The organism is Candidatus Glassbacteria bacterium, assembly GCA_019456185.1.
In the GTDB taxonomy this organism is placed as follows: Bacteria; Gemmatimonadota; Glassbacteria; order GWA2-58-10; family GWA2-58-10; genus JAJRTS01.
The window spans coordinates 13,611-36,919 of the sequence record VRUH01000021.1; the positions used below are offsets into that span (position 1 = coordinate 13,611).

The window sequence follows — 23,309 nt, forward strand, 5'->3', positions numbered from 1 at the left end:
CCTAAGTTGGGAGAAGCCTAGAAATCACAGGAGTTGAATTCTTTCGCCATTTTCCTCTCGGTCCACCAGTTGAAGACCTTAACTCCGACAAAGGCGCCGGCGAACATCCCTATTCCGAACAGCCATCCCGAAGGATCGCCTTGCGAGACCCTTACGAAAAAGGCTCCGACGTTGCATCCGAGGCCAAGCCGCGAGCCGATGCCCATCAGCGTGCCCCCGATAATGGCCCAGGTGGCGAGTTCCAGCGTCGTCTTCTTGAACTTGAATTCGTTGTGTAAAAGCGCCATCACCGCGGCGCCGCCGATCAGGGCGAGCGACATCCAGTCGGCCGGGTTGACGGCGGGGTTGGGGATGCCGTTGACCAAGCCGAAATAGATGTTGTCCATGTTCTCCGTGCCGAGCTTCTGGAACGCCCAGCCGACCCATTGCGCCTCCTGGGTGGTCACATACCAGTATCCCGGATCGAAGACGGTTCCGTTGACCGATATACCGAAGTCGAAACCCATTCTTTCGAGCAGCGTTCCCGCGTTCTTGACGCCGAACTTGACCCGCAGGCCTTGGATGACAAACATGTGCATCCCGGCCGCGACGCCGAGAATAAGGCCGGCCATGGCGGTTCTCTTGTTGGCCGTGATCATCGCCCAATAGCCGGCCACGTCGTCGGCGAAGGTGGTCGCCGTTTTCCCTTCCTTCATCTTTTTCCGCAGGTAGCCCTTACGCGACCAGCCGTAATAGACCACGATCAGCAGCAGCGCCGCCGGGATGATGACGCCGATCAACAGGTTGCCGACGAACGCCCCCATGAACGACTCGTTAAGCCACCCCGACATCTGCGCGAAGGTCGTCACCGGCTGGTCCCAGACATAACCGGCGAGGTACTGATCGACCCAGCCGTCACCGGCGTTGATGGACGGCGGCAACCCCTTGGCGACCGCCGAATCGTGCCAAGCCTGCGGCACCAGCTCGTTGGTCCATCCGCCCATGTTGACGAACAGCGCCTGGGCGACGCTGATCGACACCACCACAATCAGCGCCGAGCCGTTGCCTTCGCCGGTCTTATAGAGGGACCCCGAGGCGCAGCCGCCGGCGAAAACCATCCCCACGCCGAAGATGAATCCGGCGACCACCGAATGGAAACTGGTCGGGGCGGGGTGGAAGGTGCTCAGGCCGGTCGCCGTCACGAAGGCGCTGACCAGGGCGAACAGCACGGTGGCGATCATGATGCCGACGGCCATCCTGGGCACGCCGACCGCGAAGAGGTCCCGAAACGCCGAGGAAAAACAGAAGCGCCCGTACTGGAGGCACATTCCGTAAATGAACCCGAACCAGAGGTAGACGGATAAGTAAGCGTAATACTCGTTGTAGGAGTAGGTCCCTACGCTGACAATGGCGAAGAAAGCCGTTATCCCGAACGCCCAGCGGCGTTTCTTGATCATGTCGTCAGTCATCATTTCAACGTGACCAACGGCATTTGTTGTTACTGCCACCATCTAAACCGTCCCTCTCCTGAAATGATTTGAGGATAGCGAGTTCAAGATACATGATAAAAGTTTAATACGGCGAATATTTATTTAGAAACCCCAAACGCCACCCCTGGCGCCGCCTACGGGGGAAGGTAAATCCCGACGATGGTCTTGAACCTGAAGACCCTGTCGGCCACGGCGAACTCCTTGGACAGGTGGTAGCCGGCGAGTCTTCGGGCGATCCGGGGCGGCGGCGGCTGGCCGTCGCGGCTGGCGATCACCACCAGCACCGTATCGTCACCCGGACTCTCGAGGCCGGGCGCGAAATAGGGAGGGGTCTGGAATTCCCAAGTGAACCTCAACGGCGAGGTCTCGATCAGGTTGCGGGCGGGTGGCGGTTCCTGGTTGCCCCGATAGACGATTCGTTTCCCGGTAAACAGATCGAGAATGGGAACCGTAACGGCCGGATTGATGATCGACCGCGTCCGGGGCAGGGTGATGACTTCCACCTTTTCCACGTCCAGGGAATCGAGGTATTCGCCCGCCCGCATCAGGTTGACGGCGCTGGTTCCCTTGAGGAACGGCAGGAACCCGACAAGGGCCGTCACCAGCGACGAGGCGACGGCGCAGGAAACGATGAACCTCCGTGTTTTGCCGTCGGCGATCTCCCTCAGCCCGTAGGCCGCCATCAGGGCCAGCATTGGAAAGGTGATGAGGATATACCTGGCCCGCCTCACGCCCAGAACCATGATAAGAAACAGCATCCAGCCGATGATCGCGTACTTGACATCCCTTTTTGCGACGGCGACGAAAATGGAGAAAACCGCCGCTACGGTGACGAAGGGATGGACCTGAAAGAGAAACGTGGACGTATGGCTCTCCCCCCACCGCGCCAGCCCGGGAACCTGGTAGTTCCACAATAATTTCAGTTGATCGGCGAAGACGCCGAATTTCATCGACAGGGCGGCGCCCGCGAGCAACAGCGTACTCAGCGAGATAACCGCGGCGCGGCGCAAAACCGTTCTCCGTCCGTATTTCAGGTGGGCCAGGAAAATGACGGGAACGACGCTCAGCATCACCCAGGTGGAATACTTGGACAGCATGGCGAGGGTTATCGCCACCGGCGCCGCCGCCAGGAAAGGCGCGCCGCCGTCCCTGACGCCCTTGATCGTCGTGTACACGGCCAGGGTCAGAAAGAACATGGTCGGGACGTCGACCAGCATCAGCGGAGGCTGGGTGAGAAGATAGGGCATGGCGAGGAGAAGCGCGCCGGCGCAGGCGCCGGTAGTCTGGTCCCACAAGGTCCTGCCGGTCAGGTAGGTAAGGACCACGGTCGCGGAAAAGAGAAGGGTGGTGAACACCTGCACCGCAACCCGCGTCTCGCCGGACACGGCGAGGACCAGCCCTTGAAGGAAGGGGACCAGGGGAAGGTCGGTCCACGCCGCGATGCCCGTGCCCCATTCCCCGAGGAAATACCCGACGCCGTACAGTTCCAGATACTTGGCCTGCATGAAGTACCTGGCGGCATCGACGATGACCTCGGGTTCCCCCCAAAAGAGCGCGGCGGCGGCGAACGACGCAACGAACAGCATCGCCGCTCGCCCGCGTTGGGGAAAGGAAACCCTGGAAACCGCGTAGGCGACAACGATGCCGGCGGCCAAGACAAGGAATATGGGAACGATATCGGTCCCGGCGAATGTCCACCGCCAACTGGTCAAGCGGTTGTCGTCGAGGGAACGGAGGACGAAAAGGCCAACGAACGTGGTCAGCGTCAGAAGGGAAATCAGGACGGTCGGGAGGCCCTGTTTGTCCTCTTCCGGCTTATTACAGTGCGGCGCGATTATCAAACGGCCCCTGCTACCATGAAACCACCTTGTCGCTCGAAAAAATGGCGTCGATGACGGCCTCATAGGAGAGGTCTTCACGCGACAGGTCGATGACCTCGACCTCGTTGTCCGGGGACTGTGTTTCGACGATCCGGGTGGATAGTTCGCCGGGTCCGCCGTTCAGGATATGGAGCAGTTTCATGGTTGCGTGGTTTCCATCCGATTATTGCCTTAGAGGACGATCAATTTGTCGGCCTTGTTGACCATCATGGCGTTTTCGAACTGTCCGGCGAAGACAATCGCATCGGAAATTCCTTCGGTGACGACCCCGTGCGCTCTGGCGCTGTGGTCGCAGACGCTGACGAAAACACCTTCCCGCCCGGCCAATTCAACGAAGGAGACGTTTTCGAGCAGCCGGGCGCCTTGATCCATGGCGAAAATCATGACCTCGTGATCCTTTGCCGTGGCAGCGGCGACGAGTCCCAGGATGTGCCCGAGGTGCTTGTCCGTGTTCACCAATATCCCCAGCTTCATCCTCCGAATCCTTCCCCGCGGCGGCAATGTTCAATACGGGATGACATGATCGTAATCGGTCAACTTGCGCGCCATCTTCTCGGTGGAGACATGCTCCGCGTCCTCGTTTCCCTGGTTGTTGGTGAAGAACTCGACATCCAATTCCTTCATCATCTCGATGTTGGTGGAATCCGCCTCGCTCAAATCGAACCTTTTGTCGACGAGGTAAACATGGATGGTGTCATCCATGAGGGTCAAACCCAGCGCCATCCTCAAGGCCTCACCTTGCCGGTCCCTGACGATTACGGCGATCTTCCGGGTCATTGATCGCGGCCTCCCTAAGTCGTGGTTTGAACCAATCCGGCGGATATCCGAGGCCTCTCAGACTCCACCGTGCATCACCATATAGAATTACGGTAACAACTCAAACCGATGAGGTGGAACTCATTTCCATGAAACGAGCCAATATTTTGAACCTTTGGTATCCGTCGCCTGCGGCCCTGGCAACCCGGGATGCATCGGGCATGACGAACTGACGGACCGTCTCGTAGGCGCGGGCAGCCCGCAGCGCCAAGGCGTCGGTGGTACATGGGGCCGACGATCTGCAGGCCGCCCGGCAATCCGTCCGCGGTGAAACCACAGGGGACGAAGGCCGCCGGCTGCTGGGTCAGGTTGAAGGGATAGTTGAACGGCGTCCACGCCGACCACCGATCCTGGTCCGCCGGGTCGGCCATCTCGCCCCCGGCGGCGAAGGCTGGGATCGGTAGAGTCGGTGTGAGCAGCAGGTCATAGGTGTCGCTTTTCCCACCCCCTCTGGGCGTCGGGAACGCTTGACGATGTCCCCTTCATCACCGGTACGAGCGCCTCGCCGCCTGACCACAGCGGGGCTTCGAGCGAGATCTGTCGCCAGCGACGTGGCCGCAGCCAGAGGCTGCCTGCCTTTGGACCAATCTGTTCACTCCAATCCGGCTCGAACAGCTCGGGCGGGCGTTTCTCGAACCTGGATTTCCTGCTATCCCGAGATTCCGTCGGCGGATGCCCGAGAGGCGGGTCGTCGTTGGGGTGGGCCGATTGGATAAATAGGAGGGACAGGTCTGGCGGTGGGTTCGCGGGGGGAAGGGTGGTGGGCCCGGCAGGACTCGAACCTGCAACCAGACCGTTATGAGCGCGATTTTACGGTGAATCCCAGTGAAACCCCATGAACGACGATATCACGAAAATGCCTTCCATATCATCATGTTACAACGCACCGCCCAAATATCGTTGTGCATGCAGATTCACCATGTTACATTCAATCTGCACTTACAGTGCACTTACAGAACGCCCCCCGATTTGCACTTACAGAAAGAGGGTCACGTGTGCAAGCGGTAATCAGCAACACCTTCCTCAAGGCTATCAAGCCGGCGGACAGGCCCTACGAGGTACGCGATACCCAACTCAAGGGCCTGATCCTGAGGGTCCAACCCAGTGGCGTCATGGCCTATTACGTCGAGTATGGCCGTGGACGGCGGATCAATCTCGGACGGGCCGATGCAGTCACCCCGGCCCAGGCCCGGGCCAGTGCCAAGGCCGTTCTCGCGGAAGCCTACAAGGGCGGAGACCCGAGGACCAGCCGGTGCAAGATCAAGGCCCATACTCTCGCCACCTTCATCGCCGAGGTCTACACCCCCTGGGCCGAGGCCAACATCCGCACCCATCGGAAGACGGTTGCCAGGTTGCAGGGCAACTTCCCCGACCTCCAGGACCGGAAGCTGGCCGACATCACCCCATGGCAGGTCGAGAAATGGCGGACGGCCCGGCTGAAATCGGGGATCAAGAAGACCACCGTCAACCGTGACCTCGACGACCTCAAGTCCTCCCTGGCCAAGGCGGTCGAATGGGGACTGCTCACGACCCACCCCATAGGAAGCGTCAAGCGGGTCCGGGTGGACACCAACCCGACGTCACGGTTTCTCGCCGACGACGAACATGCCCGCCTGATGGCGGCCCTCAAGGAACGTGAGGAACACCTCCGCCAGGACCGGGACAGCGCCAACGAATGGCGCCGGGATCGCGGCTATCCGCTATTGCCCAACCTACGCGCGGTTTCCTTCGCCGACCACCTGCGGCCCATGATCATCTGCAGCCTGAACACCGGATTGCGCCGTGGCGAACTGTTCGGTCTCACTTGGCAAGTCGTACACCTCGCCGAGGCCTACATCACGGTGCGTGGTGCCACCGCCAAGAGTCTCCGAACCCGTCATGTGCCCTTGAATGGTGAAGCCCAACATTGCCTGATGAACTGGAAGGAGCAAGCCATAGATGCCGACGGTCTGGTATTTCCGGGCAAGGACGGCAAGCGGTTCGACAACGTCAACAGCTCCTGGCGGCGGATCCTGAAAAGTGCCGGCATTCGGAACTTCCGCTGGCATGATCTCCGCCACGACTTCGCCTCGAAGCTGGTCATGGCCGGCGTCGACCTGAACACGGTGCGCGAACTCCTCGGCCACGCCGACCTGCAGATGACCCTGCGCTACGCCCACCTGGCGCCAGAGCATAAGGCGGCGGCGGTGGCACGGCTCGTTAGGGTGTAATGATGGTAGATAATCCTCGAAATGCTGGACGAAGCGTCAAGCCTGGATCACTCGAAGAATTTTTTAAATACGAGCTTGAAATTCTTGAGCGCGCATTCAACGCTGGAAACGAAGGTGCTTTGTTTGAAGCAATCATGTTTTGCTTCAGCGATAACTCTTATGGGAAAATTTCTACTGCGGATTTTCTTGATGATCAGGGGGTGATCCTGCCGCGATGGGTTGTCGAGGCAATGGTTGTTCGTCAATTTCGATACATGATGGACCTCGCCTCAACGGGCACTGGTCGCAATGCAAAATGGGCAAGTCGGTTCCGTCAGGACATGATCGATTACGCTCGCTACGATGCCGTTTTGGAGCTTCGTGAGCATTTTTATCTTAAAGTTAAATGGGACGACGTTTACGACCGCGCCAGCGAACTGCTGGCAGACACTTCAGCCGCAGGCGCTTCCGATACGATCAGGGGTAGTTACTTCCGGGTGCGCCGTCGGATGAAAAAGAACCCGTTGCGCTACAAGGTATTTAAGTACCTGCGTGTTAAGGGACTGGTGTGAGAAATCATCATAGTTTCTCACACTAGAGGAATTTTTCCGTTTCCCCTTGAATGCCTCCTAGTACCTCAAGGAACTTGGAGGCACCATGAAGAGCAGCATAGTTCCCCAAACTCTTTCTGATCGTGAAACGGCGTTCTATATCGGGATGTCATCTTCCTGGCTGCGTCAGTCCCGCGTGACGGGGAACCCGGATGCCCCGCCCTTTATCAAGATTGGCAGGTCGGTGCGATATCTCCGCGAGGATCTTGAAGCCTGGTTGAGGTCGAAGCGCCGGACTTCAACAGTGCATGCCGCAAATCCCGATACGCAGAATTCCCATTAAAGCCGTCAAGGATCTTATCGCGGTGACCGAGCAAGACACCCATATAGCAGTTGAAGGGTTGCTTTCGGAATACGCTGGGAAAAATGAAATCACACGTACGTTCGGGATAAGGAGCCATGAAAGCACCATTGTTCGCCAACCCCGCACGAAAAACAAGGCGACAGTATTATGAGCTTCCAAGTCATGGAGCTCGTTTACCAACTGAAACTACCCACAAACCGGAAGTTCGTGTTGGTAACGTTAGCGAAATTCGCGAGCGATGATGGGAGCCGAGTATTTCCATCTGTTGCGACTGTTGCTCGTCTCTGCGGTCTTGCGACACGAACTGTACAACGGTGCTTGAAATCTCTCGTGATGTCTCGAATCCTGGTGATCGGTTCCCATGAAAAGGGTGGCCGGCACCCACGAGTCTACGCAATTGACCTGCAAAGAGTTCGTGATCTTCTTGGCAGTAAGAGAGAGGCCGGCCAAAAGGGCGATAATCATGATTCAGGTCACCACCAAGAAACGGATGATTCTGTGTCACACCAAAGCTATGCAAGGGGTGACACCTCGGCACTTATCAACAATGAGGGGGGTGACGATCAGCGCTTAAGGGATGACACGGAAGCCGTTCAGGGGTGCCAAAGCCTGTCACCCGATTCTTCAGGAATAGTTATTAATAAAAGAGAAACAACCCGCGACAAAGACGACACCAACCACACTCAGTTTGGTTCAGCGGACTGGGCAGAATGTCAAGAAATGCTAGCCACCCAATTTGGGCAGCAAGATTACAACTCGTGGATCAAATTGCTGTGCTTCAAGGAATATGCTGGTGGGGTTATCTATCTTAAGGTCCCATCGCGCTTTATCAGTGATTATGTGAGAGAGCATTTTCAATTGGGCCTTCAGGAGACGCTGGGCCTTCATGTACAAATTGACCATTAAGCACATAGATTAATTAAGGGGCTGTCCTAGATATAGACGACACTAGCCATCAGTGACCATCTGCCCGAGGCTTAGTGCCCTCGATCAATCGCCTACAATGCAGTAGCCTCTCAATACGCTTCGCAGATTATTTTGGCAGACCAAAGGAGATGACCAATGCCGAGACGAGCAAAACGATCACAATCCAAGCACGACGTGGAGGTCCGGCGGATCGCTAAGGACCTGAAAGACAAGGGCTACGAGGTGCAGGCTGACATCCGTGGGCACAGCAGGCCCGATACCATCGGGGGATTGCGCCCCGACGTGATTGCAAGGAAGGGCATCGAACGTAAAATTGTTGAGGTCGAGACCTCGGAATCCCGCAGCACCCCCCGAGACCTCAAGCAGCAACGAGCCTTTCGTCAAGCAGCAAACCGCTCCAAGAACACTACATTCCGACGAGTGATCGTTAAGACTGAGGATGATTAGGGCGGCGTTGGCATAATCAAGGCCATCGTGACCTGCTTTACCTGCTCCGAACGTCGAGAGGATCATAGCCAGATTGCTTGTTCCCGGCGTAGCAGACAGCGATGTACCAGCCGTAGCGATCGCGCCTAGGGGTAGGGGGTTTCGATTTCTAGCGATCGTGGCCCGTGGACCGGTGGGAAGTTTAGCGTGATCGTCCGCGAAATTAGGTAGGGGGGGGGTCGGGTATGGGGGAGTGACGGGAGTTCCTTCAGAGAGCTCCAAGGGGTGCACCCTTTCATTTCATGCTGTTGTTGACGAAATCCATCTGGACGCTGACCTGACGCAGGGCCAGTTCGATGGCCTTGAGCGACTTCCGCATCTCGGCCATGCGGTCGGCAAGAGTGCCGGCCCTGGTCGGGTTGACCTTGTAGATGGCGACGACCTCGTTGTCGCGGATGCCGGCATTGAGCAGGGCCGCGACCTGTTCGATCTTGCGCTCGAAGCCGCGGGCCAGCTTGACATCCTGGTCGGTGGCCGCCGGCGCCGCGTCCTGATCGAAGATGGCGGTCTGGGCTTCGGCCTCGACCAGGGCGTTGGCGGTGGCCCTGAGCGTTTCGTAGGTGGGGCACTTGCCGGTTCTGATCGCCCGGAAAAGGGTGTCCTGGCCCCGGTCGTCGAGGCGGGCGAGCTCGGTCGCCTGGCTAGGTGAAATCTGGCCGGTGGCGAGCAGCTTCCGGTAGCCGGGCTGGAGCTTCAACAGCGCGGTCCGCTCGGTGATCCGCCAGGGCTGCTTGATGCCGAGCCGGCGGGCCAGTTGCTCGGGCGTATAGCCGTGATCGTCGAGCATTTTCCGATAGGCGTGGGCTTCCTCCAGCGGCGAAATGTCGACCCTTTGCAGGTTCTCGATGATAGCCTGCTCGGCCGCCTCGCGGCCGTCGATCTCGACGACCTGGGCGGCGATCGTCGGCAACCCGACCAGCTTGTGAGCCCGGTAGCGGCGTTCACCGGCGACGATAACGTAGCCGGCCTGGTCGGGCCGCACGATAATCGGCTGCATGAGGCCGTGTTCGCTGATCGAAGCGGCCAATTCACGCAGCTTGCCTTGGTCGAAGTCCTTGCGCGGTTGGTCGGGATTGGGATGGACCTGGTCCAGAGGTAGCTCGCTGAGCATGGGGTCTCTCCTGTGGAAGGGTGGCATTGCGGGGTGCGGGTGCCGCGTCTTAGCCCCCCTTGACATGCGGCGAGGCAATTCACCGACCCCGTTCCTGTTCATTCGAACCCCGGCAACATGAAGCCGGGGATCGATCGCCTCTCGTACTCGGGGACCTCGATGCCGAGGGTGTCGGACAGCCATTCGGCGACCATCCGGCGATGGCACCAGTTGTCGTCGCCGAACGGCGGTTTCTCGAAGCACAACAGCACCGGCTCGAACCCGCCGGCCAGGCGCTGCAGGTCATCGACCACGCGGGACGGGTCGAGCGGCCCCAGGATGTCGTGGAAGTAGGCGGCCCGATAGGGCTCGTAGCGCATCGACAGCATGGGGTAGGTGGGAGCCAGCGGCCGATAGAACCGGTAGCCTGGCGGGATGCTGCGTGGCGTTCCCCGCGAAATTCCGATGCGCCCAGGGCCGGTATAGGTGAAGTAACTCGCCGTTTTCACGTGTCAGATCCCTTGCCTAGCCCTCATGGGCCTGGACGACCCGGTGGCTGTCGGCGGTGCGGATGGTCGCGGCGTCGATGCCGTGGCCCTGACTGACCAGGTTGCGCAGCCAGGTTGCCAGGAAGCTGTTCAGTTCGCGTTGAACCCTGGCCCGTCGCGGTGGATCGGCCAGGGCGACGGCCCGGTAGCCGAAGGTGTCTTGATAGGTCAGGGCCACGACCGTCTTGTCGACGAAGTTGACATGTACCTCCATGTCCGGGTCCGACACCATGTCGCCGTTGACCTTGTAATAGTGGGACAGCGCGATCAGCGCGGCGAGTTCGTTGCCGTGCAGATAGTCTATGTGCAGGTCCATGTAACCGGGGACCTTCGATCTGGCGGCGTCGAAGCGGTTGTCGCGGATGAATTCGACATCGATCAGCTTGGCCAGCATCTTGAAATTCCGTTCGGGAATGGTCATCTTCTCCGTCTCCTGTGCAAGGGAGCTGCCCCCGCAAGGGGGCTGAGGGCCGGGCCTTCGGGCCCGGCCTGTTTATTACCCGGGGTGTTCCTCCATCACCTGCTGTTCGTATTCGGCGGTATCGACGATTGTCTCTTAGAGGTCACGGTGGTCTCCGGACAGTACGGCGATGATCGCGATGTCGTCGGAGTCCATGCCGCCCCCGGCCATCCGCCGCTTGGCGACGCGGGCGGCGATGGTCGGGCTTACGGCTTCGACCGGTTCGACGAAGGTGCCTTCACGGAGGCAGGGTAAAGCGGTCGCTTCCGGATAGTCGCCGATCACGGTATAGGTGCTCATGGTCAGGCCTTTCGCTGCTGAGAGATCTTGGTTCCGAAGCGGGCGCTGGGCTTGTTGTTCCGCTCGGCGTGGTAGCGGGCTTCCTGCCGACTCAGGCGCCTGATCTGCGCCGCCGACCATCCGAGCAGGAGAAGCCATTCGACGTCGCGCCTGAAGGGCGCTTTCTTCGGTTTCCGCTTCGCAATGGCGATGCGTTTGCCCCGGCGGGCCGCCCCTTTTGACGGCCCGGGTTCACTCTCCCGGCGCAGGAATGAGGGGATGTCGAGCAGGTCGTCGTCCATCGGTGCTCTCCCTTGGTGACCGGGTGACGCGATGGGCCGGCACCGCGGCCGGGAACGGCAGGCCCCGTTCCCAGACCAGGATGCGGCCCGGATGATGCCGGGATGGGCCGATATATCGTGCCGGGTGCTCCCGCCCGTTCCAGTGGACCATGCAATCGAAGATCATGACCGCAGCTCCGGGAACGGACAGCCAAGGACGCGAGGAAGATCGTACTTCCTTGCCGCCTTGGCGGTGATCCAGTAGTAGGCGCCGCCGTGACCGTCCTTGCGGATGTAGCCGCCGTCGATCAGGAAGCGGAGCACGGCCTGGCTGATGTGCTCGAGGGCTTCGTCCACTTCGACCACGCGCCGGTTGAGCAGCCACCCGCGGACTTCCTCGGGGCCGCACCAGTTGTCCTTGGTGAACACGCGGATTCGCCGGCCCTGGGCGTCGGTGGTGTACTCGTGTCCGAGCCTCGCCCGGAAAAGGGCCATGGCCGCCTTGGCCCGGCGACTGAACCTCCGGGTTCGGTCGTGGTAGGATTTGCGTCGCATTGGGGTTCTCCTGTGCAAGGGGAAATGAGCAGTAATAACATAGCATATGAACAAACAAAGTACAGTTAATAATCAATTTATTGCTCTGCTGTACTCATATGTACAGACATAAACTGATTCGTATACAGAATTGTTTACAAAAAGGAATTTGATAGATTGGTCAAAGAAAGGTGCGCCACGACCAACAAGGGGGTTAAATCGACTGTTGTTGCAGTGGTGAAGGACCGGCGACAGCACGGGCAGGTCCCGGCATGCAGATGGATCAGGTGACAACCTGCAGGGGGAGGTGAGCCGTTAGCATGACAGTGCTGGAGTTAGCGGTCCTCATCGGTTTTATCCTCATCTTGTTTTCAAACCAACCTCGTGGAAACCACCAGTCGGCGCGAAACCGGCCTTGATATTGCCACAATCTTGAGTCGCGATGTGCCACTACCGTGATATCATCCGGCCATCAATACAGGGGGCTGGCAATGAAGAAGAGTCTCCAAGCACTATCCCTAGCCGTTGCCATATGCTTCGGGCTGGCCGCCGCGTGGGCCGATACCTCCAGTGATAGCCCTGATCAACTCGATGCGGCCCTCAAGCAAGCCGACCAACTGATCAAGATCGAGAGACTCGACGAGGCCCTTGCCGTCCTCAAGACCATCGATACCGAAAAACCTAAGGCTTCGGCCAGGATCGACACTCGCCTCGGCAACATCTATCTCCGCCTCGACAGGCCCGCAAAGGCCCTGGAGCTTTTCGAGCATGCCGTCTTCTCGACTATGGAGGATGCCGACGCTTACCTTGGGTTATCCCAGGCCAATCTGGCTCTCGGCAGTCTCGTCCAGGCCCGCCACCACGCCCGGACCGCTCTCAGGACCAACCCCGACCTGATCGATGCCCATCTGGTCCTCGCCAAGGCGGACGACCGGAGCGGGCAGGTTTCCAAGGCCCGGGAACGGTTTGCCGGTCTCATGCGCGACCAGCCGGACAGTGAGTCCGTCATCGTCGCCTACGCCCTGTTCCTCTCCCACAGAGACGATGTCAATGCGGCAACCGGGCTGCTGTCGCGGTTCCTCGACCGGCACCCCTTTGCCGCCGAAGCGGGCGACCTTCTGGGCCAGATGTACTGGCAGCAGGATCGGAAAACCGAGGCGCTTCGATTCCGGGCCAATGCCGCCAGGGCGTTCAGGGCGAAGGGCAACGACTTCCGCGCCGAGGCGATCATCTCCTGGCTCGAGTCCAACGACCCCACCGGCAATTACTCCGGCCAAGTAGAGCCTCAGAACCCTCCTGAGCCCCCGCCGCTGAAGGAGCCCAAGCCTTCCGCCGCCCCGGTCCCAGGGGTCGAGAACGCCGAACTTCCGGATGTCCCCCGCCCGGTAAAGGTTCTCAAACGCCCCGATCCATTGCCCCTATCCCCGGGAGTCAAGATCAGCATGGGCAGCGGCTTCATCGTGGACGGTGGCCGGTACGTGATTACCAACCGCCATGTGATCGAGAACACCGGCAAGATCGCCGTTAGGAGCGGAACCGGGGAGGTCAGGACTGTCCGGGTGGCGAGGGTGTCTTCTGATGATGATCTTGCCGTCCTCGAACTGTCCCAGGCCTTCCCGGATAACTACGCCATCCCCTTTACTCGCATGGCCGATGCCAATACAGGCCGGACGGCGGTCGTCATGGGCTTCCCGATGGCGAGCATGCTGGGGGGGCAACGACCCTCCTTGACCGAAGGGATCGTCAGCAAGGCCAGTGGCATGCGCGACGACCCAAACACCTTCCTGATCACCTCGAAGATGAACCGGGGCAACAGCGGCGGTCCCGTCTTTGACCGGCAGGGGAACCTCATCGGAGTGGCCGTCGCCAAACTCGATGCGACGAAGGTCTACGAGAAACTGGGGCATCTGCCGGAGGACGTGAACATCGCCATCAAGGCCAGCCGGGTCCTCTATTTCCTGAAGCGCCCGACGAGTATGGGGAACCAATCATCAGGGACCGAGGTCAGCCTTGAAGAACTGTATCAGGCCATGATGGCCAAGGTCGTCCTGGTCGCGGCGGAGGCAAAATGAACCGGTTCATCTTGCCGCTTGTCGTCATGGCGACCCTGGTGTCGGTGGATGCGTATGCCGAATGGGTTCAGGGCCGTGGCGAGTGGTTGTTCGGGCCGGATACTACCGAGAACGAAGCCTGCGAGTACGCGGAACAGAAAGCCCGCAAGGACGCCATCCGGAAGGTTACCGGGGAACACCTTTCGACTGAGGACATGATGGTCTGTAGCGACCGGGGTGACGAAGCCTCGTGTAAGCTCAACCAGATGACCTGGAGCACGATCGATGGTGCGATTCTCGATATTCGGTCCTCCAATCGTCAAACTGTCCAGGCCCTTGATGGGTACAATAAATGTGTCATCACCTTGGAAGCCGATGTTGGCGTTGCCGCCGGTCGTCCCGATCCCGGCTTCGATATGACCGTAGAGTTGAACGAAAGAACTTTCCGCAGCGGGGAACCGCTGGTGATCACCATCGAACCAACACGGCCCATGTACATCAGCGTCTTCCAATGGCTCCCCTACGAAGAGGCGGACCATCAAGTTCAACGGATATTCCCTAACTCGTTCGACAGGAACAGTCGCTTTACCAAGCGGGGAACCATCCCGACAAAGGGAGAAAACACGGGCTACGACCTGAAAGTTACTTTCCCCGAAGCGAATAAGGTGAAAGGCAACCTCGTTGACGAGTACCTCATGGTGGTCGGTACGCGGAAAGCCTTTGTTTTCAGGGAGACCTATACACTTGAGGAATTCAACGCCCGTCTCTTGGAGATACCCAGACAGGACCGCCGCGATGTCAGAAGGGCCTACTACGTGGTGAGGCCGAAATGAAGAAGGGGGGCGTCATCCCCCTGGTTGTGGCGGGGCTCCTCGCGGGGTGCGCGGGGCCGTCCTACATCGACGAGGGGAAGGAAGAGTCCTCTGCGGCCAACCCGTTCAGCAAGGTCTTTTTCCGCGTCCACGACGCCTACAACGACGACCCGCCCGACTGTGTCGCGGTGATGCCGTTCACGACGCCCGAGGACGGGGCCTCACAGGCAGAGGACATTAACCTTGATCAGACGGAGACCGTGCGCCGGGCGCTGTATGCCCACCTATCCCCCCAGGGAAAGAGGGATGTGGAAATTCCCCGGATCGATTTCGTGCTGGGCCGGATGTCGGATACGGAGAAAAACGACTTCGGCTTGGTCGGGAAGAACCTCAACTGCGGTACCCTGGTTGTCGGGGAGGTCACCGAATACGGCTCCAGCTTCTTCGGGATTTATTCCAGGGTGGCCGTGGGGGCCGAACTGAAGATGATCAGGGCCGACGACGGAAGCCTCTTGTGGGAGGGCCGACATGTGGCGGCAAGCCACGGTGGCGATGTTCCGTTGTCTCCCATCGGTTTGGCCATGGGAATCGTCAAGGCGGCCTCCAACCTCAACGAGGAACAGATCTTCAGGGTGATCGACGACCTTGCCCGCCGCCTCGTCAAGACCATCCCGGACAACCGCATCGCCGTTCTCGAAGAACCCCTGTCGCCGATGCTGGTGGCCGTTCGCCGGGAACCCAAGGATGCCACGACTGCTCAGGACCTCCTCGCGGCCCTGGAGGACCAGCCATTCGACGAGCGAAAATCGGTCTTGATCGAGGCCATCGAAGGGGGGCGGTTCGGCGACGACGGAACCAGGAAGCTCCACGAGGCCTTGATCGAACTGGCCCCGAGCGAAGCCGAGAGCCATGCTCGATACGCCCGTTATCTGGTGGACCAGGGTGATTATGACGGAGCTATCAAGTACACGGACCGGACCCTGGAACTGAACGACCGGGATCACGGGACGCATTTCCTGAAGGCCCGGATACTGGTCAAGCTCGATGATCTGGACGGAGCCGATTCGTCGATCGTCCGGGCGGTGGCCCTGGATGACGGCAATGCCGACTACTTCAACGGCCTTGGCTACGTGAACTCGCTCAGGGGGAACTCCGACCGCGCCCTGGCGGCCTACCGGATGTCGCTGGATCGCGACCCGGTAAACGGTTTCGCCTACTACAATACCGGCGTGACCCTGTTCAACCTGGGGAATCTCGAAGAGGCCGCAAGTGCCTTCTATGGCGCTGGCCTCTCCTACCTCAAGAGCGGCGACTACGGCCAGACGGAGAAAGCCGTCGTGGATTTGAAGGACCTTGCCTCCCAGGGGATCGATCTCGACGATGAGATCAAGATCCTGGAAGAGGCGCTGAAAGCACTGACGAAGGGAGAAGGTGAAGATGTATAGGTTTGAACTGTTGACGAAGCCCGGTGTCGTGATCGGAACGCTGTTGATGGCCGTGGGGTTTATCGGCGGCTGCGCGACCCCAGAACCGGGCTCCCCCGCTGCCGTCTACGAGGAGCAGGAGAAGAAGGAGGAGGCGCGAATCGAAGCGGTGGAAGAGACCGTCGATGAACTTCCCGACTGGTACACCAACCTGCCAACGGACCCCCACAGCGTCTATTCCGCCGGAACCGCGACCTCTCCCGACCTGCAACTGGCCATGGACAAGGGCACGTTGAACGCCAAACGTTCCCTCGCCGATCGGATCAACGGCCTGATCAGCAGCAAGATGAAGACCTTCATGGCTGAGGTGGGAGCCGGTGAGGACACCGAGGTGGTGACGGAAGTCGAACGGGTGACCACCAACCTGATCACCGAGGTCAATGTCTCCGGATATTCCCAGGCCAAAGCCAAGGTTCTGTCTCAAGGGAAGCAGTACCGGGCATACATTCTTCTCCAATATCCCATCGGCAAGGCGAACCGTATCCTCGTCGATCAGGTCAAGAAGAACCGGATTCTCGAAGGCAAGCTTCGGGCCTCGAAGGCGTTCCAGGAACTGGAGGAAGAGATCAAGAGAGCCCGACAGACACAATGACGCTCGGGGGCCGTATCATGATGAAACGTCCATTCACATGGCTGATAGCGGCCAGCGCAGTCGTTTTCATCCTGAGTGACGCGACGCCGGTCAGCGCGGAGACCAAATGGCTGATCTCGCCGGAGGAAGCGGACATGATCCGTCCGGCAACGGAGGACTTCAAGGAACCCGCTGCCGCTGTCGAGGGGCCGGGGCCGCTCATCGTCGTCAAGAACCCGAAGGCGCTCCAGCGGGTCCAGTCCCCGGTTGACATCTTCGTGTCCTTCGAGCCGGGCAAGAGCGGAAAGCCTCCGGCCATGAAGACGCTCACGGTCACATTGATCGGATTGTTCGACTTCGACATCACCGACCGGGTCCGGGAATACATCAAGGGCACCACACTGGATGTCGAACAGGCGAACCTGGCGACCGGAAGCCATTACCTTCGCATGGCGATCAAGGATATCGAGGGCAATCCCAATGAGCGGGACGTGGTGGTGGTGGTAGAGAAGTGAGGAACGGTGGCGAGCGAGAAATAATTTGGAGTACCATGGAGAAAAAGCAATCTTGGGAAGACCAGGAACGCAAGTCGGACGAAAAAGCGTTTCAGCGGCTTGAGGAAACAGTGCCACTTTGGCGGCGTGAGCGGATCGAATGGCTTGACCGGGCATTTCGACACCTCACCATTGCTCATTTTGGTGGTTTGGCTTCTATGCTTGCTTTCGCGGGGGCAATGTTTCCTCTGCACCCGTCGGTGTTTGTCTTGGTACCAATTGCGGCGTTCGGTTTCGGCATAGTTGCTGGCGCAGGGTTGCTGTTTCTTCGATGGCATTTAGCATCCGTTCAAGAACGCAGTCATCGCGATCAGATCGATATAGCTTACGACGATGAAACGATGTCCTTCTCCTTGCCGCCGAGAAACATCCTTGAAATAGTTCAGCCACCAAGCGAGAAGCACCTCAAACTGACCGCCGTGTTTCTTTGGGTCATGTTTATCTTGCTTATTGCCGGTTTTGTTGTGGGAGCATTTGGTTTTTTGATGTCTATTTCATACGAAGCTGCCAGTTGAACTCGAAAGCCTGGGATATTACATATGAGTACTTATTATCGGAGTATTCTTGACATCCATCGCCGATGGGCGAGAAATGCCATGAGGAACCTATTCTTCACCGATAATTCGCTTTAGGGGGCGGGGGAATGACTATTTTCAAGACAATGACCTCACGTCCAAAGTGCGATCTATCACCATGAGGTACTTCGGGCGAGAGCAGATACCACAGATCGTCGTCGGTACTGGGGGATAACCGCGAATAGACACTTGCCGCCGGTTGTGCGAACATGATCACCGTCGTCTTGTAGGTGGCAGGGCTGCTGGACGAACCATGGCATCGCATCGGCATATTCGGTTGGCGTTGGGGTTGGCGGCTGTCTTGTTGGTGGCGGCGGTTGGTGGGTGCTTAAAACCTCTTTGGTCACCAGCCGGTCCAATCAAACCCTCCAATTTATCAGATCGGTTGCTATGCCAATCCGCTCTGATCTCTAATTCTTCGCGGCTTGATTGGAGTTCACATTATGCAAATGCCCCCTATGCCCAAGAAGCAAAGCGCCGGGGGCTGACCCTCCAGCAATGCGCCTCCTTGACGGGGCGGAGCACCCAGGTCGCTACATCAACCGGCTCCAGCAGTTATTCCAGTTTGTCTGATAAGGGGCTTTGCTATTTTGCTCTGACCTCCTCATCAAAGCCGCTTGCCTGGAACAGGATCAACCCTAATTTTGCAAATGAAGCGAAACGCCGGGGACTGACCCTTCAGCAATGCGCCTCCCTGATGGGGCGCAGCACCCAGGTTGCCACATCCACCGGCTCCAGCCAGTATTCCAGTTGGCCCGATAAAAGGCTTTGCTTGGTTTCCACTGGCTACGTTTCCACTGGCTACCATTCAGGACCACTTGCCTGGGAAACTCTCCCTACTTATTTCTCTCATGTCCAAGAAGCAAAGAGCCGGGGGTTGACCGTTCGGAGATGCGCCAAATTAACAGGGCGGCCCTTTGAGGAGGCCTCCAACTCTACCAGTGTATTAACCAGTTGGAATGACGAGAGGCTTTGTTGGGTTGTCATAACCACCTCAGCGAAGCCACTTGCCTGGGACCGGATCAGCCTCCCAGTAAGTGCAGAATATGTCCAAGAAGCTAAGCGCCGTGGCCTGACCCTTCAGCGATGTGCCAAGTTGACGGGGCGGAGCACCCAGGTTGCAACCCCTCAACCAACCCAACCCGCCTACCCACCTCCAACGCCCTCTATCGCCGCCGCCAAGCCCAAAGACACCACCCCACCGGTAATCGACATCGCGTCTTCGATTGCCGCCCAGACAGACAGCCCGACTGTACGAGGGCGGGTTTCGGATACCAATCGGGTGGCACAGGTAATCGTTGAAGGAACTGCCGTCGATCTGGGATCAGACGGAAGCTTCACCTTCTCCCGCTACGTCCCCGTTGGAGGAACGACGGTTCGGATCGAAGCGATAGACGAATGGGGCAACCGTTCCGAACGCACCATCAAGATCAGCCGCGCCGTAGTCCAGGTCACAGACACCATCTCCTTCCCCCGTCTGGACCCCACCACCATCTCTGGCAGGCCCAACCAGAACGCCCTGGCGCTGATCATCGGGGTCGAGGACTACGAGGATGCCCCACCCGCCAAGTACGCCGACAACGACGCCCAGGTGTTCAGCGACTACGCTCGGCGGGCCTTGGGGGTGCCCCAGAACAACATCAAACTGTTGACCAATGAAGGTGCTGCCCTGACTGATGTGAGACTGAGTTTGAAACGATGGCTTCGCCGCAGGATCGAAGCCGACGTCGATGTGTATGTCTTCTTCGCTGGGCATGGGCTGGCTTCGCCTGATGGGGAGAACTTGTACCTGCTCCCTTATGACGGTGCGCCTAGTTATCTTGATGATACTGCCCTTCTCCGCTCAGAGTTGTTTGAGGTGATCAGCGAGGCCAAGCCCAGATCAGCAACTTTCTTCATGGACACCTGCTACAGCGGCCTGAGCAGGGGGGAGGAGATGCTCATGGCCAGCGCCCGCCCGATAGTAATCTCGCCGAAGAACCAGAGCATCCCAACCGGCTTCACGGTCTTCTCCGCCGCCAGCGGCCAGCAGATATCCAGCGGGCTGGACGAGGCCGAGCATGGGCTGTTCAGCTACTACCTGATGAAGGGGATGGAAGGTCCGGCAGATTCCAACGAGGACCACCGTATCACCGCTGGGGAACTCCATGCCTATGTCCGTGGTAACGTCCAGCAGCAGGCGATCCGGCTGGGCCGGGATCAGACGCCGGAGATGGTGGGGGATGCTGAGAGGGTGTTGGTGGCATGGTAGGCAGGCGAACCATGGTATCTCATCGATATTTTCGGCTTGCGTGGGGGTTGGCAGCTATCTTGTTGGTGGTGGCGGTGGGCGGGTGCCAGACGAACCAGTTGTCATCTCTCTTCGACAAACCTTCCAGTTGGTCTGAAAAGAAAATTTGCCGTGGTGCCCTGACCCCCACATCAAGCCCCCTTGCCTGGGAATCTCGACCTACGTACTCCCGGCATGTCCAAGAAGCGAAGCGCCGGGGCCTGACCGTTCAACGGTGTGCTACCCTGATAGGGTGGAGCAACCAGGTCGCTTCATCCATCGGCTCTAATCAGTATCCTGGTTTGTCTGACAAGAGGGTTTGCGTATCGGCCCTGACCAGTCCAGGGAAGCCGCCTGACTGGCACCCAAACCCAGAATTCTCCAATGCAGTCCAAGAAGCAAAACGCCGGGGGCTGACCGTTCAACAATGTGCCAAGTTGACGGGGCGCAGCGCCCAGGTTGCATCGTCCACAGGCTCCAGCCAGTTTCCAGAGATTTCTAATGAAAGTATTTGCCTTAATGCCCTAGCTTCCAGGTCAAAGCCGCTTGCCTGGGATACAACTCCAATCTTTGTCCGGGAAGCGAAGCGCCGGGGACTGACCCTTCAGCAATGCGCCTCCCTGACGGGGCGCAGCACCCAGGTTGCCACATCCACCGGCTCCAGCCAGTATTCCAGTTTGTCTGACAAGAGCGTTTGCTTATCGGCCCTCAGTCCATTGAATGTGCCTGCCTGGTACTCAGAACATTTTAATAGTGCCCCATATGTCCGAGAAGCAAAACTCCGTGGTTTGACTATTCAGAAATGTGCCGAATTGAGGGGACGCAGTTCTCAAGTTGCGGTCTCCACACGCCGAAGCAAACCATCCAGTTTATCGGAACGATTGCTTTGCCAATCCGCTCTGACTTCTTTTAAGCCGCTTGGTTGGAACTCAAATTCTGCACATGCCCCCTATGCCCAAGAAGCGAAGCGCCGGGGGCTGACCCTTCAGCGATGCGCCGCTCTTACGGGGCGGAGTACCCAGGTCGCGACATCTACCGGCTCCAGCCCGTCTTTATCCAAGGCCCAACCGCAGGATGGCATTATCCCTGCCGTAGGCGTGTTTCCTATGTACAAGCCCGGTGACGTGTTCAAGGACTGCCCCGAGTGCCCCGAGATGGTGGTGATCCCGCCAGGGAGTTTCCGAATGGGGGACTTGAACGGCGGCCACCAAAACGAAAAGCCGGTTCACGATGTGCGCATCGATTACACCTTCGCGGTCGGCAGATACGAGGTGATGCAGGCGGAATACAAGACGGTGATGGGGATAAACCCAAGCCAATTCAAGGGCTCGCGGAAGCCAGTTGATAGTGTTTCGTGGAACAACGCAAAGGAGTTTGTGCGGCGTCTGAGCACAAAGACGGGTAAGACTTATCGGTTGTTGAGCGAAGCAGAGTGGGAATACATGGCCCGAGCAGGGTCGAGCGCCAAGTATCCCTGGGGTAACGACATCAATTCATCACAAGCAAACTACCATAGCAGCAATGGAACGACTTCAGTCGGTTCCTTTTCGGCAAACAGTTTTGGCGTTTATGATACCGTCGGTAACGTATGGGAATGGGTCGAAGACTGCTGGCACGGCAATTACAACGGTGCACCTAGTGAGGGTGCTGCGTTGACGAGCGGGGGCGATTGTCGCACCCGGATTCATCGCGGCGGATCTTGGGTCTATAGCCCGAGGGACGTGCGCTCTGCCACTCGCTTCCACACCCCCCCCGCGACCCCGGGCAACGACCGGGGGTTCCGTTTGGCAAGAACGCTAACTCCTGAGACAACCAAGAAAACCCAGATAGCTGTCGCCTCTCCCAAAGTTGCCCCGCCAACGCCAACCATCGCCAAGGCCCAACCCCAGGAAGACACCAGCCCACCCAGGATCGACCTGCCAGGCCACCTGACGGCGTCGGAAGATACAATCAAGATCACGGGCAGGGTCACCGATGACAGTGAGATCGCCGCGCTCAGAGTACGGGGAAAGGCGATCAAGATTGACCGGGATGGGTCCTTTACGGTTTCCCAATATGTACCCGCCGGTGGCCTCACGACCCGCTTTGAGGCCGTCGATGTCTGGGGCAACCGATCCGAACGCACCATCAAGATCACCCGTGCCGTGGTCAAGGTCACTGACAGCATCACCTTTGAAAGCTTGAACCCCACTACTATCTCCGGCAGGTCGAACAGTCATGCCCTAGCGCTAGTGATCGGGGTCGGTGACTACGAGGACGCCCCTGCCGCCAAGTACGCTGACGCCGATGCCCAGGTGTTCTCTGACTACGCTCGGCGGGCTCTAGGGGTGTCCCAGAGCAACCTCAAGATATTGGTCAACGAGGAGGCATCGCGCACCAAGGTGAAGTTGGCCTTGAAGCTGTGGCTCCGTGGTCGGATCGAGGCTGATACCGACGTGTATGTCTTCTTCGCTGGGCATGGTCTCGCCACGCTTGACGGAGAAACCCTCTACCTCCTGCCCTATGACGGCGCTCCAAGCCTTCTCGATGAAACCGCCATTCTTCGCAATGAACTGTTCGAGGTGATCAGCAAGGCCAAGCCCCGCTCGGCGACCTTCTTCATGGATACCTGCTACAGCGGCCTGAGTAGGGGCGAGGAGATGCTCCTGGCCAGCGCCCGGCCCATCCAGATCGTCCCCAAGAGCCAGCAGGTCCCAACCGGCTTCACGGTGTTCTCGGCGGCCAGCGGTCAGCAGATATCCAGCGGCCTGGACGAGACCGAGCATGGCCTGTTCTCGTACTACCTGATGAAGGGGATGGAGGGTCCGGCAGACGCCAATGGAGACCGTCGGATCACCGCTGGTGAGCTTCATGGGTATGTCCGGCAGAACGTCCAGCAGCAGGCCATTAGGCTGGGCAGGGAGCAGACTCCGGAGATGGTGGGGGATGCGGAGAGGGTGTTGGTGGCGTGGTAGGCAGGCGAACCATGACATATCAAAGACATGTCCGGCTTGCGTGGGGGATGGTGGCTGCCTTGCTTGTAATGCTCCTTGCTGTACCAGCTTGGGCAGGGTTCGAAGAGGGCGTGGCGGCCTATGAACGGGGCGACTACGCAACGGCGTTTCGTGAGCGGAGGCTGC

Annotated in this window: 23 protein-coding genes and 1 pseudogene; 13 read left to right on the plus strand and 11 right to left on the minus strand. The window is 58.8% G+C overall.

Annotated features, from left to right (window positions below; all coding sequences use genetic code 11):
* Positions 1-17 precede the first annotated feature (17 nt).
* From FVQ81_09540 to FVQ81_09560, 5 genes and pseudogenes are all read right to left on the minus strand, one after another.
* The gene (locus FVQ81_09540) at positions 18-1,490 is read right to left on the minus strand and encodes a YeeE/YedE family protein (GenBank protein MBW7996789.1); all 1,473 of its coding nucleotides are present in this window, start codon (positions 1,488-1,490) and stop codon (positions 18-20) included.
* Positions 1,491-1,603: 113 nt separating this feature from the next.
* Positions 1,604-3,373 (minus strand): glycosyltransferase family 39 protein, encoded by a 1,770-nt coding sequence (locus FVQ81_09545; protein ID MBW7996790.1) that lies wholly within the window; start codon positions 3,371-3,373, stop codon positions 1,604-1,606.
* 147 nt (positions 3,374-3,520) lie between these two features.
* Positions 3,521-3,823 (minus strand): DsrE family protein, encoded by a 303-nt coding sequence (locus FVQ81_09550; GenBank protein MBW7996791.1) that lies wholly within the window; start codon positions 3,821-3,823, stop codon positions 3,521-3,523.
* A 30-nt stretch (positions 3,824-3,853) separates the two neighbouring features.
* On the minus strand, positions 3,854-4,126 hold the full coding sequence (locus FVQ81_09555; protein MBW7996792.1) for a hypothetical protein: 273 nt from the start codon (positions 4,124-4,126) through the stop codon (positions 3,854-3,856).
* Between the two features lie 100 nt (positions 4,127-4,226).
* Positions 4,227-4,587: pseudogene (locus FVQ81_09560) on the minus strand (hypothetical protein).
* Between the two features lie 573 nt (positions 4,588-5,160).
* Between FVQ81_09560 and FVQ81_09565 the strand changes: the two are divergent.
* The 5 genes from FVQ81_09565 (at position 5,161) to FVQ81_09585 (ending at position 8,643) form a co-directional block, all read left to right on the plus strand.
* Complete coding sequence (locus FVQ81_09565) at positions 5,161-6,375, plus strand: site-specific integrase (protein ID MBW7996793.1); 1,215 nt, start codon at positions 5,161-5,163, stop codon at positions 6,373-6,375.
* A gap of 2 nt (positions 6,376-6,377) precedes the next feature.
* Positions 6,378-6,926, plus strand: coding sequence for a hypothetical protein (locus tag FVQ81_09570; protein MBW7996794.1), 549 nt, complete (start codon positions 6,378-6,380; stop codon positions 6,924-6,926).
* A gap of 85 nt (positions 6,927-7,011) precedes the next feature.
* Entirely contained in the window at positions 7,012-7,248 is a 237-nt protein-coding gene (locus tag FVQ81_09575; GenBank protein ID MBW7996795.1) for a helix-turn-helix domain-containing protein, read from the plus strand.
* Between the two features lie 168 nt (positions 7,249-7,416).
* Positions 7,417-8,175 (plus strand): hypothetical protein, encoded by a 759-nt coding sequence (locus FVQ81_09580; GenBank protein ID MBW7996796.1) that lies wholly within the window; start codon positions 7,417-7,419, stop codon positions 8,173-8,175.
* A gap of 156 nt (positions 8,176-8,331) precedes the next feature.
* Positions 8,332-8,643, plus strand: coding sequence for a hypothetical protein (locus tag FVQ81_09585; GenBank protein MBW7996797.1), 312 nt, complete (start codon positions 8,332-8,334; stop codon positions 8,641-8,643).
* Positions 8,644-8,917: 274 nt separating this feature from the next.
* Here FVQ81_09585 and FVQ81_09590 read toward each other — a convergent pair whose 3' ends face one another.
* The 6 genes from FVQ81_09590 to FVQ81_09615 form a co-directional block, all read right to left on the minus strand.
* Positions 8,918-9,976 (minus strand): ParB/RepB/Spo0J family partition protein, encoded by a 1,059-nt coding sequence (locus tag FVQ81_09590; GenBank protein MBW7996798.1) that lies wholly within the window; start codon positions 9,974-9,976, stop codon positions 8,918-8,920.
* The gene (locus FVQ81_09595; protein ID MBW7996799.1) at positions 9,892-10,065 is read right to left on the minus strand and encodes a DUF488 domain-containing protein; all 174 of its coding nucleotides are present in this window, start codon (positions 10,063-10,065) and stop codon (positions 9,892-9,894) included. The genes FVQ81_09590 and FVQ81_09595 overlap by 85 nt, the downstream gene beginning before the upstream one ends.
* Positions 10,066-10,297: 232 nt before the next feature.
* The gene (locus FVQ81_09600; protein MBW7996800.1) at positions 10,298-10,741 is read right to left on the minus strand and encodes a hypothetical protein; all 444 of its coding nucleotides are present in this window, start codon (positions 10,739-10,741) and stop codon (positions 10,298-10,300) included.
* Between the two features lie 135 nt (positions 10,742-10,876).
* On the minus strand, positions 10,877-11,080 hold the full coding sequence (locus FVQ81_09605; protein MBW7996801.1) for a hypothetical protein: 204 nt from the start codon (positions 11,078-11,080) through the stop codon (positions 10,877-10,879).
* A gap of 2 nt (positions 11,081-11,082) precedes the next feature.
* Entirely contained in the window at positions 11,083-11,361 is a 279-nt protein-coding gene (locus FVQ81_09610; GenBank protein MBW7996802.1) for a hypothetical protein, read from the minus strand.
* Between the two features lie 162 nt (positions 11,362-11,523).
* Positions 11,524-11,913: a hypothetical protein gene (locus tag FVQ81_09615; protein MBW7996803.1), complete on the minus strand. Its 390-nt coding sequence runs from the start codon at positions 11,911-11,913 to the stop codon at positions 11,524-11,526.
* Between the two features lie 452 nt (positions 11,914-12,365).
* Here FVQ81_09615 and FVQ81_09620 point away from each other — a divergent pair, with 452 nt between their 5' ends.
* From FVQ81_09620 to FVQ81_09655, 8 genes are all read left to right on the plus strand, one after another.
* Positions 12,366-13,946 carry a trypsin-like serine protease gene (locus FVQ81_09620; protein ID MBW7996804.1) on the plus strand — a complete coding sequence of 527 codons (1,581 nt, stop codon included), beginning with the start codon at positions 12,366-12,368 and terminating at the stop codon, positions 13,944-13,946.
* A complete protein-coding gene (locus tag FVQ81_09625; protein ID MBW7996805.1) occupies positions 13,943-14,758 on the plus strand; it encodes a DUF4384 domain-containing protein in 816 nt (271 codons plus the stop codon). The genes FVQ81_09620 and FVQ81_09625 overlap by 4 nt, the downstream gene beginning before the upstream one ends.
* Positions 14,755-16,182 carry a tetratricopeptide repeat protein gene (locus FVQ81_09630; GenBank protein MBW7996806.1) on the plus strand — a complete coding sequence of 476 codons (1,428 nt, stop codon included), beginning with the start codon at positions 14,755-14,757 and terminating at the stop codon, positions 16,180-16,182. The genes FVQ81_09625 and FVQ81_09630 overlap by 4 nt, the downstream gene beginning before the upstream one ends.
* 46 nt (positions 16,183-16,228) lie before the next feature.
* Complete coding sequence (locus FVQ81_09635) at positions 16,229-16,813, plus strand: hypothetical protein (protein MBW7996807.1); 585 nt, start codon at positions 16,229-16,231, stop codon at positions 16,811-16,813.
* A 17-nt stretch (positions 16,814-16,830) separates the two neighbouring features.
* Positions 16,831-17,307 (plus strand): hypothetical protein, encoded by a 477-nt coding sequence (locus tag FVQ81_09640; protein ID MBW7996808.1) that lies wholly within the window; start codon positions 16,831-16,833, stop codon positions 17,305-17,307.
* Between the two features lie 35 nt (positions 17,308-17,342).
* Positions 17,343-17,861: a hypothetical protein gene (locus FVQ81_09645; GenBank protein MBW7996809.1), complete on the plus strand. Its 519-nt coding sequence runs from the start codon at positions 17,343-17,345 to the stop codon at positions 17,859-17,861.
* A 313-nt stretch (positions 17,862-18,174) separates the two neighbouring features.
* Positions 18,175-20,172: a hypothetical protein gene (locus FVQ81_09650; protein MBW7996810.1), complete on the plus strand. Its 1,998-nt coding sequence runs from the start codon at positions 18,175-18,177 to the stop codon at positions 20,170-20,172.
* Positions 20,166-23,144, plus strand: a complete 2,979-nt coding sequence (locus tag FVQ81_09655; protein MBW7996811.1) for an SUMF1/EgtB/PvdO family nonheme iron enzyme — start codon at positions 20,166-20,168, stop codon at positions 23,142-23,144. The genes FVQ81_09650 and FVQ81_09655 overlap by 7 nt, the downstream gene beginning before the upstream one ends.
* Positions 23,145-23,309: the final 165 nt, after the last annotated feature.

Bases quoted from the DNA above. Each gene is read 5' to 3' on its own strand.
- FVQ81_09650 (MBW7996810.1), top strand. From the start codon at position 18,175: ATGGCATCGCATCGGCATATTCGGTTGGCGTTGGGGTTGGCGGCTGTC.
- FVQ81_09605 (MBW7996801.1), bottom strand. From the start codon at position 11,080: ATGAGCACCTATACCGTGATCGGCGACTATCCGGAAGCGACCGCTTTA.
- FVQ81_09620 (MBW7996804.1), top strand. From the start codon at position 12,366: ATGAAGAAGAGTCTCCAAGCACTATCCCTAGCCGTTGCCATATGCTTC.
- FVQ81_09580 (MBW7996796.1), top strand. From the start codon at position 7,417: ATGAGCTTCCAAGTCATGGAGCTCGTTTACCAACTGAAACTACCCACA.
- FVQ81_09625 (MBW7996805.1), top strand. From the start codon at position 13,943: ATGAACCGGTTCATCTTGCCGCTTGTCGTCATGGCGACCCTGGTGTCG.
- FVQ81_09590 (MBW7996798.1), bottom strand. From the start codon at position 9,976: ATGGCTGTCCGACACCCTCGGCATCGAGGTCCCCGAGTACGAGAGGCG.
- FVQ81_09655 (MBW7996811.1), top strand. From the start codon at position 20,166: ATGGTAGGCAGGCGAACCATGGTATCTCATCGATATTTTCGGCTTGCG.
- FVQ81_09610 (MBW7996802.1), bottom strand. From the start codon at position 11,361: ATGGACGACGACCTGCTCGACATCCCCTCATTCCTGCGCCGGGAGAGT.
- FVQ81_09635 (MBW7996807.1), top strand. From the start codon at position 16,229: ATGGCCGTGGGGTTTATCGGCGGCTGCGCGACCCCAGAACCGGGCTCC.
- FVQ81_09575 (MBW7996795.1), top strand. From the start codon at position 7,012: ATGAAGAGCAGCATAGTTCCCCAAACTCTTTCTGATCGTGAAACGGCG.
- FVQ81_09540 (MBW7996789.1), bottom strand. From the start codon at position 1,490: ATGGTGGCAGTAACAACAAATGCCGTTGGTCACGTTGAAATGATGACT.
- FVQ81_09550 (MBW7996791.1), bottom strand. From the start codon at position 3,823: ATGAAGCTGGGGATATTGGTGAACACGGACAAGCACCTCGGGCACATC.
- FVQ81_09630 (MBW7996806.1), top strand. From the start codon at position 14,755: ATGAAGAAGGGGGGCGTCATCCCCCTGGTTGTGGCGGGGCTCCTCGCG.
- FVQ81_09570 (MBW7996794.1), top strand. From the start codon at position 6,378: ATGGTAGATAATCCTCGAAATGCTGGACGAAGCGTCAAGCCTGGATCA.
- FVQ81_09555 (MBW7996792.1), bottom strand. From the start codon at position 4,126: ATGACCCGGAAGATCGCCGTAATCGTCAGGGACCGGCAAGGTGAGGCC.
- FVQ81_09640 (MBW7996808.1), top strand. From the start codon at position 16,831: ATGATGAAACGTCCATTCACATGGCTGATAGCGGCCAGCGCAGTCGTT.
- FVQ81_09585 (MBW7996797.1), top strand. From the start codon at position 8,332: ATGCCGAGACGAGCAAAACGATCACAATCCAAGCACGACGTGGAGGTC.
- FVQ81_09645 (MBW7996809.1), top strand. From the start codon at position 17,343: ATGGAGAAAAAGCAATCTTGGGAAGACCAGGAACGCAAGTCGGACGAA.
- FVQ81_09600 (MBW7996800.1), bottom strand. From the start codon at position 10,741: ATGACCATTCCCGAACGGAATTTCAAGATGCTGGCCAAGCTGATCGAT.
- FVQ81_09545 (MBW7996790.1), bottom strand. From the start codon at position 3,373: ATGAGGCCGTCATCGACGCCATTTTTTCGAGCGACAAGGTGGTTTCAT.